This window comes from Streptomyces axinellae (assembly GCF_039532135.1).
In the GTDB taxonomy this organism is placed as follows: domain Bacteria; phylum Actinomycetota; class Actinomycetes; order Streptomycetales; family Streptomycetaceae; genus Streptomyces; species Streptomyces axinellae.
Genome location: NZ_BAAARJ010000019.1, coordinates 157,559 through 173,048 on the forward strand (window position 1 = coordinate 157,559; position 15,490 = coordinate 173,048).

Annotated in this window: 16 protein-coding genes; 13 read left to right on the top strand and 3 right to left on the bottom strand. The window is 70.8% G+C overall.

Annotation, left to right across the window (positions count from 1 at the left end):
- Positions 1–62: 62 nt before the first annotated feature.
- The 4 genes from ABD339_RS26250 to ABD339_RS26265 all read left to right on the top strand — a co-directional run bounded on the left by ABD339_RS26250 (position 63) and on the right by ABD339_RS26265 (position 2,706).
- Positions 63–1,457, top strand: a complete 1,395-nt coding sequence (locus ABD339_RS26250) for a CynX/NimT family MFS transporter (protein ID WP_344569230.1) — start codon at positions 63–65, stop codon at positions 1,455–1,457.
- Between the two features lie 17 nt (positions 1,458–1,474).
- Positions 1,475–1,591, top strand: a complete 117-nt coding sequence (locus ABD339_RS26255) for an SGM_5486 family transporter-associated protein (protein WP_344569232.1) — start codon at positions 1,475–1,477, stop codon at positions 1,589–1,591.
- 255 nt (positions 1,592–1,846) lie between these two features.
- Positions 1,847–2,071: a hypothetical protein gene (locus ABD339_RS26260; RefSeq protein ID WP_344569234.1), complete on the top strand. Its 225-nt coding sequence runs from the start codon at positions 1,847–1,849 to the stop codon at positions 2,069–2,071.
- Between the two features lie 119 nt (positions 2,072–2,190).
- A complete protein-coding gene (locus tag ABD339_RS26265; protein ID WP_344569236.1) occupies positions 2,191–2,706 on the top strand; it encodes a SixA phosphatase family protein in 516 nt (171 codons plus the stop codon).
- Positions 2,707–2,993: 287 nt separating this feature from the next.
- Here ABD339_RS26265 and serB read toward each other — a convergent pair whose 3' ends face one another.
- Positions 2,994–4,238 carry a phosphoserine phosphatase SerB gene (serB, locus tag ABD339_RS26270; RefSeq protein WP_344569238.1) on the bottom strand — a complete coding sequence of 415 codons (1,245 nt, stop codon included), beginning with the start codon at positions 4,236–4,238 and terminating at the stop codon, positions 2,994–2,996.
- Here serB and ABD339_RS26275 point away from each other — a divergent pair.
- From ABD339_RS26275 to ABD339_RS26295, 5 genes are all read left to right on the top strand, one after another.
- Entirely contained in the window at positions 4,237–4,368 is a 132-nt protein-coding gene (locus ABD339_RS26275; protein ID WP_344569240.1) for a hypothetical protein, read from the top strand. The two genes, serB and ABD339_RS26275, sit on opposite strands and share 2 nt — an antisense overlap.
- Before the next feature lie 238 nt (positions 4,369–4,606).
- Positions 4,607–7,411: an ABC transporter ATP-binding protein/permease gene (locus tag ABD339_RS26280; RefSeq protein WP_344569242.1), complete on the top strand. Its 2,805-nt coding sequence runs from the start codon at positions 4,607–4,609 to the stop codon at positions 7,409–7,411.
- A 329-nt stretch (positions 7,412–7,740) separates the two neighbouring features.
- Positions 7,741–8,943 (top strand): GAF domain-containing sensor histidine kinase, encoded by a 1,203-nt coding sequence (locus tag ABD339_RS26285; protein WP_344569244.1) that lies wholly within the window; start codon positions 7,741–7,743, stop codon positions 8,941–8,943.
- On the top strand, positions 8,936–9,574 hold the full coding sequence (locus ABD339_RS26290) for a response regulator (protein ID WP_344569246.1): 639 nt from the start codon (positions 8,936–8,938) through the stop codon (positions 9,572–9,574). The genes ABD339_RS26285 and ABD339_RS26290 overlap by 8 nt, the downstream gene beginning before the upstream one ends.
- Positions 9,575–9,730: 156 nt before the next feature.
- Positions 9,731–9,976: a chaplin gene (locus ABD339_RS26295; protein WP_344569248.1), complete on the top strand. Its 246-nt coding sequence runs from the start codon at positions 9,731–9,733 to the stop codon at positions 9,974–9,976.
- A gap of 175 nt (positions 9,977–10,151) precedes the next feature.
- On the opposite strand, the gene ABD339_RS26300 is transcribed toward ABD339_RS26295, so the two are convergent.
- Positions 10,152–10,985, bottom strand: coding sequence for a hypothetical protein (locus tag ABD339_RS26300; RefSeq protein WP_344569250.1), 834 nt, complete (start codon positions 10,983–10,985; stop codon positions 10,152–10,154).
- Between the two features lie 105 nt (positions 10,986–11,090).
- Here ABD339_RS26300 and ABD339_RS26305 point away from each other — a divergent pair, with 105 nt between their 5' ends.
- The 4 genes from ABD339_RS26305 to ABD339_RS26320 all read left to right on the top strand — a co-directional run bounded on the left by ABD339_RS26305 (position 11,091) and on the right by ABD339_RS26320 (position 14,332).
- Positions 11,091–11,882 (top strand): ABC transporter ATP-binding protein, encoded by a 792-nt coding sequence (locus tag ABD339_RS26305; protein WP_344569252.1) that lies wholly within the window; start codon positions 11,091–11,093, stop codon positions 11,880–11,882.
- 21 nt (positions 11,883–11,903) lie between these two features.
- Positions 11,904–12,326 carry an NfeD family protein gene (locus ABD339_RS26310; RefSeq protein WP_344569254.1) on the top strand — a complete coding sequence of 141 codons (423 nt, stop codon included), beginning with the start codon at positions 11,904–11,906 and terminating at the stop codon, positions 12,324–12,326.
- Positions 12,327–12,400: 74 nt separating this feature from the next.
- Positions 12,401–13,372, top strand: a complete 972-nt coding sequence (locus tag ABD339_RS26315) for an SPFH domain-containing protein (protein ID WP_344569256.1) — start codon at positions 12,401–12,403, stop codon at positions 13,370–13,372.
- Between the two features lie 192 nt (positions 13,373–13,564).
- Positions 13,565–14,332 carry a sulfite exporter TauE/SafE family protein gene (locus tag ABD339_RS26320; RefSeq protein WP_344569258.1) on the top strand — a complete coding sequence of 256 codons (768 nt, stop codon included), beginning with the start codon at positions 13,565–13,567 and terminating at the stop codon, positions 14,330–14,332.
- A 32-nt stretch (positions 14,333–14,364) separates the two neighbouring features.
- Here the strand turns inward: ABD339_RS26320 and ABD339_RS26325 are convergent, their stop codons facing one another.
- Entirely contained in the window at positions 14,365–14,886 is a 522-nt protein-coding gene (locus ABD339_RS26325; RefSeq protein ID WP_344569260.1) for an HNH endonuclease, read from the bottom strand.
- Positions 14,887–15,490 lie beyond the last annotated feature (604 nt).

A 15,490-nucleotide genomic window follows, 5' to 3' on the forward strand; every position in this document is an offset into this window, starting at 1 on the left:
TGAGGGCGTGGGAGGCGAAACGGATTGGCCGCGATTCATCCCATGATTCTATGATGGTGCGCATGGCCTTGGCAGACGACAGCGCAGAATCCACGGATCTCAGAACCCGCACCGCCCCCGAACCCGCCCCCCGGACCCCCGGCGCCGCCCACGCCCCCGCGCCCCCGCCGGCGCGCTCGGCGGGGGCGGGCGCGGGCCCGGCGCTCTCGCCCTGGATGTCCCGCCTCCTCGTCGTCAGCCTCGTGATCGCCGCGCTCAACCTGCGGCCCGCCATATCCGGGCTCGGCCCGCTGCTGGAGGAGGTCCGCGACGGCCTCGGCATGAGCGGCACCGTCACCGGGCTCCTCACCTCCGTGCCCCCGCTCTGCTTCGCCGTCTTCGGCGGCCTCGCCCCCCGGCTCGCGCGGCGCGGCGGCCCGGCCGCCGTGGTGCTGGCAGGCATGGTGGCGATCACCATCGGGCTCGTGCTGCGGCCCTTCGCCGGGGGCACCGTCACCTTCCTGGCCGCCACCGCGCTGGCGCTGATGGGCATCGCCGTGAGCAACGTGCTGATGCCCGTGATCGTCAAGCACTGGTTCCCCGACCGCGTCGGCTCCATGACGGGGCTCTACTCCATGGCGCTGGCCCTCGGTACCGCGGGCGCTGCGGCCGTGACCGTGCCCATGACCGACGCGCTGGGCGGCAGTTGGCGTCTGGGCCTCGGTGCCTGGGCCGTCCTCGGTGCCCTCGCCGTCATCGTCTGGGCCGTGGTGTGCCGCCCCCGTACGGCCCGCACCCCCGAGCCCCAGGCCGTGGAGGAGGCCGTCCCCGAGGAGACGGAGGAGGGCGAGGCACGCACCGAGAGCCGCGCCGCCTCCCACCCGGCGGCGGAGCCCGCGCTCCGCATCGCCAAGTCGCCCACCGCATGGGCCCTCGGCGTCTTCTTCGGGCTCCAGGCGTCCGCCGCCTACATCACCATGGGGTGGCTCCCGCAGATCTTCCGCGACGCGGGCGTCTCCGCCTCGGCCGCCGGACTGATGCTCGCCGTCACCATGGGCATGGGTGTCCCGCTCTCCTTCGTGCTGCCCAAGATCGCGACCCGGATGCGGCACCAGGGCCCCCTGGTGCTCCTGCTCGGCGCCTGCGGCCTGGCCGGATACGCGGGGCTGTGGCTGGCCCCGGCGTCGGGTGCCTGGGTGTGGGCGCTGGTGCTCGGGATCTCCAACTGCGCCTTTCCACTTGCCCTCACCATGATCGGCATGCGCTCCCGTTCGCACAGCGGCGTCGTCAAGCTGTCGGCCTTCGCACAGAGCACCGGATACCTCATCTCCATCCCCGGCCCGCTTCTCGTCGGTGCCCTGCACGACTTCAGCGGCGGCTGGGGCGTTCCGCTGCTGCTGATGGCGGCACTGATGCTGGCCCAGATGGCGACGGGGCTGCTCGCGGGCCGGGACCGGGTCATCGAGGACGGACGCTGAGTGCGACACTGACTGACATGCCAGTTCTCGAACCCCATCCGCCGAATCCGCAGAAGAAACTGCTCATGATCTTCGGCGTGATGATCGCCGTCACGGTCGTCATCGGCGTGATCGCCAGCATCGCGGCGCCCTGACCCCGGGGGAGGCCCGGCCCCGTGGCGCTGGGACGAAGCGCCGCCACGCCTCGGCCGTAGCACCCGGCCATCCCTGGACGAGGCATCCGGCCACGCTGGGATGAAGCACCGCCGCCCCCGAGGTGGGCTAGCCCTACCTCCCCTAGGGGTGCTGGCTCAGGGGCGACTGGGGGGCTCACCTGATGGTCCCGCGCCTCGCCGCTCCGTACCTTCGAAGAGCACGAGCGAAGACCACGGAATCCGGAGGCGAGCCTCATGACGGCCCCCGCGCACCTCACGAGCGACCGCAGCGGGCAGCGCGCCCCGGCCGACGGGGTGCAGACCCGGCTGCCCTGGTGGGGCCTGCTGCTCCCGGCCCTGGGTTTCGCCCTGCTGATGGTCCTGCTCGTCGGCGGAGGCGAAGCCGGGGCGGCCACCCGCCGCGGTCAGAGCCCGGTCCTGGCCTTCTTGGCCCAGCTGCGGGACATATTGCTGGGCTGAGAGCCCATGGCACCGGCCTCTCCGGTCTGAGTGCCCGCCGGGTCACCGTCCGTCACCCGCGCCGGAAGCTGTCCCAACACCCCGCGACCGTCAGCGCGTTTCGTGCGAAGCTGGGAAACATGAGCGTCGATGTGCCCCGCAATATCGTCCTTCTCCGGCACGCCAAGGCCGACTGGCCACAGGTGGCGGACCACGAACGCCCCCTCGCGGAGAGAGGCCGCCAGGACGCCCCCGCGGCCGGCGAGTGGCTCGCCGGGCACGGCTTCAACCCGCAACTCACCCTCTGCTCCACGGCGACCCGCACCCGTGAGACGTGGAAGCTCGCCGTCCATCAGCTCCCGCACCGTCCCAAGACGGTCTACGAGGACAGGCTCTACGACGCGCCTCCCGGCCAGATCATCGAAGTGATCAACGAAACCTCGGACGAGGTAACGGACTTGCTGGTCATCGGCCACAACCCCGGCATACAGTCCGTGGCCGAACTCCTCACCGGCACCGCCGAGGACGAGGCGCGCGAGCGGCTCTCCCGCGGCTTCCCGACGGCGGCCGTCGCAGTGCTGCGGCACACGGGCTCCTGGAAGTCCGTGGAGTCCGGCGGCGCCCATCTGACGGAGTTCTGGGCCCCGCACGAATAGGGCTGTCCTCCCGCGTCCGTTGCCCGCGCCGTCCCCCTGCCCCTCCCGCTCCTTCGCCGCGACGGCGAGGAGTGCGGGGCCGGGGTACGGCACTCCTCGCCCGGCAGCGGTTCGCGCCGACCGGATCCGCTGGGCCACTGACCGGGTCGGGCCACTGACCCGACAGCGGGGTGAGCGCCGAGCGGGAGAGGCGCTGCGCTCAGACGTGAGGGACGCTTTGATCAGCGGCGAGGGACGCTGCGCTCAGACGTGAGGGACGCTGCGCTCAGCGGTGAGGGACACTGCGCTCAGACCTGCGCCGGGCCCGGTTCGTCGTCCACGTCGGCCGCCTCGACCTCTTCGCGAGTGATGCCGAGGAGATAGAGCACGGTGTCGAGGAACGGCACGTTCACCGCCGTGTGCGCCTTCTCGCGCACCACCGGCTTGGCGTTGAAGGCCACCCCGAGGCCCGCCGCGTTCAGCATGTCCAGGTCGTTGGCCCCGTCGCCGATGGCGACGGTCTGGGCCAGCGGAACCCCGGCCTCCGCAGCGAACCGCCGCAGCAGCCTGGCCTTGCCGGCGCGATCGACGATCTCGCCGGTGACCCGCCCCGTCAGCTTGCCGTCCACTATCTCCAGCGTGTTGGCGGAGGCGAAGTCCAGCCCTAGCTCGTCCCTGAGCACGTCCGTCACCTGCGTGAAGCCCCCGGAGACGACGCCCACCTGGTAGCCGAGCCGTTTGAGCGTACGGATCAGCGTGCGCGCGCCGGGGGTCAGCCGGACCGCGTCGCGCACCTTGTCGACCACCGAGGCATCCAGCCCGCCCAGCAGCTCGACCCTCGCGTGCAGCGACTGCTCGAAATCCAGCTCGCCGCGCATCGCCCGCGCGGTCACCTCGGCCACCTCGGCCTCGCAGCCCGCGTGGACGGCGAACAGCTCGATGACCTCGTCCTGGATGAGTGTGGAGTCCACGTCCATCACCACCAGCCTCTGGGCCCGCCGCTGGAGCCCCGAGGCGACCACGGCCACATCCACGCCGTACTTGGCCGCCTCCAGCGCCAGCGAGGTGCGCAGCAGCGATGTCTCCGTACCGGAGACATCGAACTCCACGGCGAGCACCGGGTACTTCGCGAGCCGGAAGATGCGGTCGATGTTGCCGCCGGTCGCGGTGATGCTGGCCGCTATGGCGGCCGTCGATTCGGCGGTCAGCGGGTGGCCCAGCACGGTGACGTGGGAACGCCCCGTGCCGCGCGGCCGGTTGTCGCCGGTGCCTGAGATGATCTCGGCCGTCATGCCCATGGACTCCGCCCAGCTGTGCACGGTGGCGCGCAGCTCACCCTCGGTACCCGTACCTGCGTTGGGGGAGGTGACCAGCGCGCACAGGGTGATGCGGCCACGGGTGACGAGCTGCTCGATATCGACGACCTCTACGGCGTAGGCCGCGAGGGTGTCGAAGAGGCCGGCGGTGATGCCGGGCCGGTCCTTGCCGAAGATCTTGACGAGAAGCGTCGGGGTGTCGGCGTACGACGGAGGCGGGGCCAAAGGTGCGCTCATGGTCCTCTCAGATTACCGCCGCCGGGCCCGCGCCCTCCTCCCCCTGTCCACCCGCTGGGACGCCCGCCGCAAGGCCCCCGTCGGCGCCCTGGGCGGCGCCGTGACGGGGAAGCGGAGAGTGTCCGGATGACGGCGGACTGTTCCTGATCATCGGCATCCGTCAGCATCAGTCGGCATCATTCGTGATCTGGATGGTTGCGCGTGAGCATCCGCTGTCCAGGCCCGATTCACCCCCCGGCAACCGTCACAGCCTTGCCCCTGTCTCACGGCCCGGCTTCCTGTCGGACGTCCGGGCCTGGAATAGTTCCCCACGATGTTCGCCATCCCTAGACTCCCTCAGCGCAGGGGGTACCTCGGGGGACAACTTTGTGGGGCATGGAGTGCCGGAACTCGTACTGGAATTGAACGGACAAACCTGGACGCTCGATCCGTCCAGGACATATACCCTCGGCCGTGATCCGCAGGGGGACGTGGTGATCGAGGACGCCAGGGTTTCCTGGCGGCACGCCACGGTGCGCTGGGGAGGGCGCAGCTGGGTCATGGAGGATCCCGGCAGCACGAACGGCACCTATGTGCAGGGACGGCGGATCCAGCAGCTGGAGCTGGCCCCCGGAATGAGCGTCCATCTGGGCAACGCCACCGACGGCCCGCGGCTCGGTTTCGGCGCTGCCGGCGGCCGGCCACCCGCGGCGGACCCGTACGGCGCCCAGGGCGCCGCACCGGAGCAGCACCACCAGGCGGCGCCCCAGCAGCCCGGCCCCGGCGGCCCGGGCGGCCCCGGCGCGGGCTGGAACCAGCAGCCGCACCAGCAACAGGCCCATCAGCCTCAGCAGGGCCAGCAGCCTCAGCAGGGCCAGCAGCCCGGCTGGCAGCAGCAGGCAGCGCAGATACCGCACCAGCAGCACATGCAGCAGGCGCCCCCGCAACAGCACGCACAACAGGCGCCCCCGCAGCAGCAGTACGCACAGCAGGCGGCGCAGCACCAGGCTCCGCCCCAGCAGTACGCGCAGCCGAACATGCCGCAGCAAGGCGGCGGCCCCGGCATGGCGGCCCCGATGGGCGGCGTGCCCGGCGGCCAAGACCCTTACGGCCAGGGCCGGAACCAGCACGGGCAGCCCCAGCAGGGCGCGCCGCAGGCCGCGGGGGGCGACCGCAGCCCGACGACCTTCCACCAGCTCTCCCTCGGCCGCATCATGCGCATCGGCCGCGCGCTGGAGAACGAGCTGGTCGTCTCCGACCTCCAGGTCTCCCGGCACCACGCGGAGTTCCACTCCTCGCCCGACGGGCGCTGCGAGATCCGCGACCTGGGCAGCCACAACGGCACGTACATCAACGGTCAGCCGATGCCCAAGTCCGGTACCGCGGTCATCACCCCGCAGGACATCGTCGGCATCGGTCACTCCACTTTCCGGCTGGTCGGCGACCGCCTGGAGGAGTTCGTCGACACCGGCGAGGTCTCCTTCTCGGCCCGCCACCTCACCGTCAAGGTGGACGGCGGCAAGGTGATCCTCAACAACGTCACCTTCGGCGTTCCGGAAAAGTCCCTGATCGGCGTCATCGGCCCGTCCGGCTCCGGCAAGTCCACGCTGCTGCGCGCGCTGACCGGTTACCGTCCCGCCGATGTCGGCGAGGTCCTCTACGACAACCGGAACCTCTACAAGCAGTTCGCCGAACTGCGCCAGCGCATCGGTCTCGTTCCGCAGGACGACATCCTGCACAAGGAGCTGAAGGTCCGCACCGCGCTGCGCTACGCGGCCAAACTGCGCTTCCCCGGCGACGTCGCGGAGGCCGAGCGCAACGCGCGGGTGGAGGAGGTGCTGGCCGAGCTGAAGCTCGACATCCACGCGACCAAGCGCGTCACCTCGCTCTCCGGCGGCCAGCGCAAGCGGGTCTCGGTGGCCCTGGAGCTGCTCACCAAGCCGTCGCTGATCTTCCTGGACGAGCCCACCTCCGGCCTGGACCCGGGCATGGACCGCGACGTCATGCAGCTGCTGCGCGGCATGGCGGACGACGGCCGCACCGTCCTGGTCGTCACCCACTCCGTGGCCGAGCTGCGGCTGTGCGACAAGCTGCTGGTGATGGCCCCGGGCGGCGGCGTGGCCTACTTCGGCCCGCCCGAGGAGGCGCTGAACTTCTTCGGCTACGACTCCTGGGCCGATGTCTTCTCCGCCTTCGAGAACTACCGCGACTACGACTGGATGGGCCGTTGGCAAGGCTCGCAGCACTACCAGATGTACGCGGCGGACATCGATGCGGCCCAGCCCCAGCAGGACCCCTACGCGCTGCAATACCAGCAGCAGGCGTTGCAGCCGCCGAGCAAGCTGCGGAAGCACCAGAGTTGGGGCTCCCAGCTGTGGACCCTCGTCAGCCGCTATGTCTCGGTGATCTCGGCCGACCGCTCCTTCCTGGTGCTGTCCTTCGTCACGCCGCTCATCCTGGGCCTGGTCAGCACCCTGATGCCGTCCGACTACGGCCTGACGGCGCCACCGTTGAAGACCAACCGCGACGCCGGCCCGATCCTGCTGATCCTCGCCATCGGCGCCTGCTTCTCCGGAGCGGCGAACTCCGTGCGTGAGCTGATCAAGGAACGGGTGATCTATGAACGGGAACGGGCCACGGGCCTGTCCCGGTCCGCGTATCTGATGTCCAAGGTCATCGTCCTGGCGGTCGTCGCCGCCATCCAGGGCGTGCTGATGTGCGTGGTCGGCTTCTACCCGCGCGACCTGCCCGACGAGGGCCTGCTCATGAACAACCCGGCCGTGGAGATGGCCCTGGTCATGATCGCGCTGGGCGGCACCTCGATGATGTTCGGCCTGATCATCTCCTCGCTGGTGAAGACCTCCGAGAAGACGATGATCCTGCTGGTCCTCTTCGCCGTCGTCCAGGTCGTGTTCACCGGTGTGCTCTTCAAGCTCTACGACAGCCCCGGCGTCGAGCAGTTCGCCTGGCTGATGCCCTCCCGGTGGGCCATCGCGGGCCTGGGTGCCACCGTCGAGCTGGGCCGGATGATGCCGCAGGACAAGGACGACCCGACCAACACCGATCCGCTGTGGGACCACACGCTCAGCCAGTGGACGATCGACGTCGGCGTCCTGGTGCTGATGGGCATCCTCTGCGGCTTCGTCGTCATCCGGCTGCTGCGCCGGCATGAGCCGGAGATCATGCGCAAGTAAGCGCACCTCCGTACCGCACATTCGTACCCGCACATTCGTACCCGCCCAGGCGGACGCGACCGCGATACGGAACGGAAGGGCGGCTTCCCCTCATGGGGGGAGCCGCCCTTCCCCGTCAGCCCTCCTGCGCCGTTTCCGTCACCCCCTGAACCGGTGACGGTCGCGCGACCCGGCACCGCCCCTGCGCCCGCGCCCCTCCACCCTCCCGTCCCCACCCCCCGGCCTCCGCATCCGCCCCCGGCTTCCGTCCACAGTCCTAGGACCAAGGACCGCCCGACACCGGCCGTCGTCCGATCCGCCGCCACGGACCCGCCGGTACGGTGATCCGCATGGTCCCCCGCTCAGGGCTCGCCGCCGTCAGCGCCGCGCTGCTCGCCATGAACCGGCAACTGGAGGTGCGTGACGTCCTTCAGACGATCGTCGCCTCGGCCCGCGAACTGCTCGGCGCCGAGTACGCCGCCCTCGGCGTCCCGGACGACCACGGCGGCTTCGCCCAGTTCGTCGTCGCCGGCGTGAGCGAGGAGGAGTGGGAGGCCATCGGGCCGCTGCCGCGCCAGCACGGCATCCTCGCCGCGATGCTGCACGAGGCCACCCCGCAGCGCCTCGCCGATGTCCGCAAGGACCCGCGCTTCGGCGGCTGGCCCTCCGCGCATCCGAAGATGGCCGACTTCCTCGGAATGCCCATCGCCGACGGCGAGGAAGTCCTCGGCGCGCTCTTTCTCGCCAACAAACCCCGCTGCTCGGGCCGCCGACCCGCACACCAGGCCGAGGAACGGCCCGAAGGCGGGACCGCGGGCCCGGCTGCCGACGAGCGGCCCTGCGCCTTCACCGTCGCGGACGAGGAACTGCTGCGCCTGCTCGCCCAGCACGCCGCCATCGCACTGACCAACGCCCGCCTCTACGAGCGCAGCCGCGAGCTGACCATCGCCGGAGAGCGCGCCCGCATCGGACACGACTTGCACGACGCGGTCTCCCAGAAGCTCTTCTCCCTCCGCCTCACCGCCCAGGCCGCCGCCGCGCTCGTCGATCGCGACCCGGCCCGCGCCAAGGCGGAGCTGCACGAGGTGGCCCGCCTGTCGGCCGAGGCCGTGGACGAGCTGCGCGCCGCCGTCGTCGAGATGCGGCCCGCCGCACTGGACGAGGACGGCCTCGTGGCCACCTTGCGCACCCAGGCCCAGATCCTCGACCGGGCGCACACCGCGGAGGTCACCTTCGCGTGCGAGGGCGTACGGGCTCTGCCCTCGGCCCAGGAGGAGGCCCTGCTGCGCGTGGCACAAGAAGCACTGCACAACGCATTGCGGCACGCGGACGCGGCACACGTGCGGGTCACCCTCGTCCGCCGCGGCCCCGGCGCCGTCCTCACCGTCACCGACGACGGCGCCGGCTTCGACCCGGGCGCCGTACGCACCTCGGGCCGCCACCTCGGCCTCGTCTCCATGCGGGACAGGGCAGGCGGCGTAGGCGGCAGACTCACCGTCCTGTCGGAGCCCGGCAAGGGCACCGCTGTCGAGATGGAGGTGCCCGGTGGCTGACCCGATCCGTGTGCTGCTGGTCGACGACCACCAGGTCGTACGCCGCGGACTGCGTACCTTCCTGGAGGTGCAGGACGACATCGAGGTCGTGGGCGAAGCCTCCGACGGCGACGAGGGAGTGGCCCGCGCCGAGGAACTGCGCCCCGATGTGGTGCTGATGGACGTCAAAATGCCCGGCACCGACGGCATCGAGGCCCTGCGGCTGCTGCGCGAGCGCGGCAACCCGGCCCGCGTCCTCATCGTCACCAGCTTCACCGAACAGCGCACCGTCGTCCCCGCCCTGCGCGCGGGCGCCGCCGGATACGTCTACAAGGACGTCGATCCCGAGGCGCTCGCCGGCGCCATCCGCTCCGTGCACGCGGGCCATGTGCTCCTCCAGCCCGAGGTCGCCGGAGCGCTGCTCTCCGACGACCAGGGCGGCGGCAGCGGACGCGGCCCCTCACTGACCGAGCGGGAGCGCGAGGTACTCGGCCTGATAGCGGACGGCCGCTCCAACCGCGAGATCGCCCGCGCGCTCGTGCTCTCGGAGAAGACGGTCAAGACCCACGTCTCGAACATCCTGATGAAGCTCGACGTGTCCGACCGCACCCAGGCGGCGCTGTGGGCCGTCCGGCACGGGATGACGGGCTGACGAGCGAGGACCCTGGCGGACGGTTCCCGTCCGGCGTGAAATTCATACCGTCGTGTGGTCGTCATCTTTTCCGCGCATCCTCAATGGCGATGACCCGTTCTCCATGGCGCGCCGCGGCGTCAGGCCGCGGCACAGTTCGCTAGAAGGGTCAGCACAGTGAAGAACCTGAAGAAGGCCGCAGCCGTGACCATCGCGGCCGGTGGCATCCTCGCCGCGACAGCGGGCGCCGCCTCCGCGACCGGCGGCGCCGCCGCCCACGGTGGCGCGGCCCACTCGCCCGGCGTGGGATCCGGCAACCTGGTCCAGGTCCCGGTGGATGTCCCGGTGAACGCCACGGGCAACTCGGTCAACGTCGTCGGCGTGCTCAACCCCGTCTTCGGCAACCACGCGCGGAACATCTGACGCGGACGCCCGCAGCAGGGCATCCGGCGCAGAACCTCTGACGCGGAACCTCCGCTTGCCTCGGCGTCCGGGCACACCACAGCGGCGGGGCCCACGGACCACCAGTCCGTGGGCCCCGCCGCTGTCGCTCTGCCGCGCCGCTGCCGCACCGGCCCGCCCACCTCGCCCCGAGCGGTCAGGGCAGCCCTTCCTCCCGGCGCCGCTCCAACTCCTCCGCGTACGCGTTGTACGCCGCCACCTGGGCACGCCGAGCCGTACGCTCCACCGGCCGCAACGCCTCGGCGCGCGCCGCCATCTCAGCGGCGCTCACCGCCCCGCCGTGCGCCCTCCCGTCCCCGCCGTCCCCGTACGCGATGGACACCAGCGCGGCCACCCGCTGCGCCAGCTCCAGCACCCGCACGGCACGCGGCGGATACCCGGGCGCCAGCAGCTGCCGCCCCGCCGCCAGCCGGGCCCGGTACGCCTCCAGCGCCGCGTCGGCCACCGGACCCGAGCCCGCCACGTCCAGCCGCGTCAGCACCTCGGTGGCCTCCCGCATCGCCTCCGCCAGCTCCCGCTCCGCCTCCCCCAGCGAGGGAACGTCCGCCGGCGGTGCCTCCCGCACCGGCAGGCACTCCCACACCACCTCCGTGTGCACGTCCTGCGGCCCGGCCCCGCCGTCCGGCGGGCCCGACTCGTACACCGCCGGCACCAGCCCCAGCGCCGTCCCGTGCACCAGCACCGCCTCCTCGGCCGCCACGGCACGCGCGTTGAACTCCGGCGGCCCGCTCAGCCCCAGCGGATGCCCCGGCACCGGCAGCGCCACCCGCAATCCCGTGGCCCCCAGCGCCCGCAGCCGCCCCAGCGCCAGCGTCAGCCCCGCCTCACCCCCGTCCGGCTCCGGAAGCAGCATCCGGTGCCGCGCGTCCTCCTCCACGATCCGCTCGGCCGCCTCATCGGGCGAGACGAGACCGGCCAACAGCGCGTTTCCCCAGGCGGCCAACCGCCCCGAGCGAGGTTCCTTGAGCATGAACCAAGCCTAGGGAACGGAGCTCGTACACGGTGGCGTAGGTTTTCCCCTGGGGAATGTGCCCACAGGCACCTAAACGCGACTGCAATAGGAGACAACGCGCTCATGAGCGAAGTACTGGAGCTGGTGGACGTATCCGTGGTCCGCGACGGACGTGCTCTGGTGGAAGATGTCTCCTGGTCGGTCAAGGAGGGCGAACGCTGGGTCATCCTCGGCCCCAACGGCGCGGGCAAGACCACCCTGCTCAACCTCGCCTCCAGCTACCTCTTCCCGACCTCCGGCACCGCATCCGTCCTCGGCGAACGACTCGGCGCCGTCGATGTGTTCGAGCTGCGCCCGCGCGTGGGCATGGCCAGTATCGCCATGGCCGAAAAGCTGCCCCGCCGCCAGACCGTGCTGGAGACCGTGCTCACCGCCGCCTACGGCATGACGGCACACTGGCAGGAGAGCTACGAGAAGATCGACGAGCAGCGTGCGCTCGCCTTTCTCGACCGGCTCGGCATGTCCGACTACCTCGACCGCAGGTTCGGCACCCTCTCCGAGGGCGAGCGCAAGCGCACCATGATCGCCCGCGCCATGATGACCGACCCCGAACTGCTCCTCCTCGACGAGCCCGCCGCCGGCCTCGACCTGGGCGGCCGGGAGGATCTCGTGCGCCGCCTCGGACGGCTCGCGCGCGACTCGTACGCGCCCTCCATGCTCATGGTCACCCACCACGTCGAGGAGATCGCCCCCGGCTTCACCCACGTCCTGATGCTCCGCCAGGGACAGGTGCTGGCGGCGGGCCCGATCGAGACCGAACTGACCTCCCGGAACCTGTCCTTGTGCTTCGGGCTCCCGCTGGTCGTCGAGGAGAACAACGGCCGCTGGACGGCAAAGGGCCTGCCGCTTCGCTGACCGCGCGCCTACCATGGCCCTGTGGACGCATGGGTCTGGTGGCTCGTAGCCGCCGCAGCGCTGGGAATTCCGCTCGTCATCACCGCCATGCCCGAATTCGGGATGCTGGGGGTGGGCGCGGTCGCGGCGGCGGTGACGGCCGGAATCGGCGGAGGAGCGGTGGCGCAGGTCGTCATCTTCGCCCTCGTCTCCGTCGCGCTCATCCTCGTCGTACGCCCCCTCGCCCGCCGTATGCGCACCGAGGGGCCGGAGATGAGAAGCGGCATCGAGGCCCTCAAGGGCCGTCAGGCGCTGGTGCTGGAGAAGGTGGACGGCCAGGGCGGACGCATCAAGCTGGCCGGCGAGATCTGGTCGGCGCGCTCGCTGGACACGGGGCAGAGCTACGAGCCGGGAAGCCAGGTGGACGTGGTCGAGATCGACGGAGCGACCGCCGTCGTGATGTGATGGCGTGAACAACCGCACAGGAGCGGCAACTCTTTTACGCGGCAACCTTCTTGACGAATGCAGGGGGCGAGGCGATGGACGCCATCATCATTGTCCTGATCATCCTGGTGGTGCTTGTCTTCATCGCACTCATCAAGACGATCCAGGTCATCCCGCAGGCGAGTGCGGCAATCGTCGAACGCTTCGGACGCTACACCCGCACCCTCAACGCCGGCCTCAACATCGTCGTCCCCTTCATCGACACGGTGCGCAACCGGGTCGACCTGCGTGAACAGGTCGTGCCCTTCCCCCCGCAGCCGGTGATCACCCAGGACAACCTTGTGGTGAACATCGACACCGTCATCTACTACCAGGTGACCGATGCCCGTGCCGCGACCTACGAGGTCGCCAGCTACATCCAGGCGATCGAGCAGCTCACCGTCACCACGCTGCGCAACATCATCGGCGGCATGGACCTGGAGCGGACCCTGACCTCCCGCGAGGAGATCAACGCGGCCCTGCGCGGGGTCCTCGACGAGGCCACCGGCAAGTGGGGCATCCGCGTCAACCGCGTCGAGCTGAAGGCCATCGAACCGCCCACCTCCATCCAGGACTCGATGGAGAAGCAGATGCGCGCCGACCGTGACAAGCGCGCCGCGATCCTCCAGGCCGAAGGTGTCCGCCAGTCCCAGATCCTCACCGCGGAAGGCGAGAAGCAGTCCGCCATCCTCCGCGCCGAAGGTGAATCCCGCTCGGCCGCGCTGCGCGCCGAGGGCGAGGCCCAGGCCATCCGCACGGTCTTCGAGTCGATCCACGCGGGCGACCCGGACCAGAAGCTGCTGTCCTACCAGTACCTCCAGATGCTGCCGAAGATCGCCGAAGGCGACGCCAACAAGCTCTGGATCGTGCCCAGCGAGATCGGCGACGCCCTGAAGGGCCTCGGTGGCGCACTCGACGGCTTCCGCCCCGGTGGCGGTAACGGCGGCGGCGCCCCCAGCGCGCCGAGCGTCCCCAGCACCCCGCCCATCACCAAGCCCCCGCGTGAGCAGCCCCCGCTCGACTCCTGACCCGCGCCGGTAAGAGCGGCATACGGCCCGCCGTATGCCGCTCTTACCGTGCCGGGGACTTGCCGGGACCGCAGGGGCTGCCGGGACTGTTGGCGGCTGTCGCGAACCGAGGCCCCGGGTCAGGCTGCGCCCCCGCCCCTCGGGCATGATCAGTGGCACTGACACCGATCACCGATCACCGAGGGGCGACGCGTGAGCATCTGGGAGGCACTGGCGGTCTGTGCGGCGGGCATCGCGGCCGGTGGCATCAACACCGTCGTCGGCTCCGGGACGCTCATCACCTTCCCCGTGCTGCTGGCAGTGGGCCTCCCGCCCGTCACCGCGAACGTCTCCAACTCGCTGGGCATCGTGCCCGGTTCGGTCAGCGGAGCCATCGGCTACCGCAGGGAACTGCGCGGCCAGCGCACCCGCGTCCTGCGCCTGAGCGCCGCCGCCTTCCTCGGCGCGCTGGCCGGGGCGATCTTGCTGATCAACCTGCCGTCCAGCGCCTTCGACATGATCGTTCCGGCGCTCATCGCGATCGCCCTGGTCCTCGTCATCCTCCAGCCGAAGCTGGCCGACTCCGTCCGCCGCCGCCGAGAGCGCAACAACACCCAGGGCCACCCCCACGGGGGCCTCCCGCTCCAGGGCGGCATCCTGCTGGCCAGCGTCTACGGCGGCTACTTCGGCGCCGCCCAGGGCGTCATCTACCTCGCGCTGATGGGCCTGCTCATCAACGACGACCTCCAGCGCGCCAACGCCGTGAAGAACGTCCTCGGCGCCGTCGTGAACGGCACCGCCGCGGTCTTCTTCCTCTTCGTCGCCGACTTCAACTGGACCGCGGTCCTTCTCATCGCCGCCGGCTCAGCACTCGGGGGCCAGCTCGGCGCCCGGATCGGACGCAAGCTGGCCCCCGGAGTGCTCAGGGCCGTGATCGTGGCGGTCGGCGTCTGCGCCATCGCCCAGCTTCTCCTGCGCTGAACGAAAGCGGACCCCAAAGCGGAAGGGAGCACTCAGGCCGAGGCCGACAGCGCGGAGGGCTGCGGCAGCCACTCCGGCAGCGTCTCACCCTCTCTGAGGCCCAGCGCGAGCAGCAGCGCATCGGCAGGCGTCGGCTCGAACGGCTTGACCAGCAACGTCATCCCCGCCTGCCCCGGCGTACGGTCGGCCTTGCGATGGTTGTCCGCCGCACACGCCGCCACCGTGTTCAGCCACGTGTCCCCGCCTCCATGAGAGCGGGGGACCAGGTGATCGACCGTGGTCGCCCGGCGCCCGCAGTAGGCGCACCGGTGCCGGTCCCTGACCAGGACGCCACGCCGCGACCACGGAGCCCGTTGTCGGAAGGGCACGCGCACATACCGGCAGAGCCTGATCACCTGCGGTACCGGCAGCTCGACATTCGCCGCACGCACCCGCAGGCCGGGATGCGACTGCTCGACGACGGCCTTCTCCCGCATCACGAGCACCACCGCCCGCCGCAGCGACACCGTGGACAGCGGCTCGAAGCTCGCGTTGAGGACCAAGGTCTCCCGCATCCCGACCACCTCCCATATGCCCGCCCGCTCCGGCGGCGGGCTGGCACCACTGTGCCCCCGTCCCCCCAGGCCGACAACGCAATTTCCTTACGCTGTACGACAGATGAAGCGCGTCACAACGCGGGGGCGCGAAAGGCCGAAGACGAGCGGAACAAGCTGCCGACCGGCCGCGCGGAGAGCGGTAGAAGAAGGGCAGAGGCCGACAGAGGCGGATAAAAGCAACGGGCAAGCGAAGGACAAGAGGCAGCCGACGCGGTCACCCGACCCCCGGCCGGACTCCGGCAGACGACCGGCGCTGATTCGCGCCCGACCGCCCCCACCGCGGTTGATGTACCGCACGCGGTGCCGACTGCCCTCTCCATACGTTGCGCCGCGCGAAGGGCGCGGCGCAACGGAATTCTTCGGCAAGGATCAGCTTCAGGCCAGGAACAGGCACACGAGCTCACAAGCGATCACATCACCCGAGCAGGGCCCGCCTGCCCCGTTATGTTTTTCGCGGTTCCGCAATGGGGCCGCTGGCCTCCGGGCCCGGCATGACTTTTGCCCCCTGTCGAAGTCGATGACCTGGGGGGTGGTGTCACCGGGCCCGTGGGGTGCCGTGGGA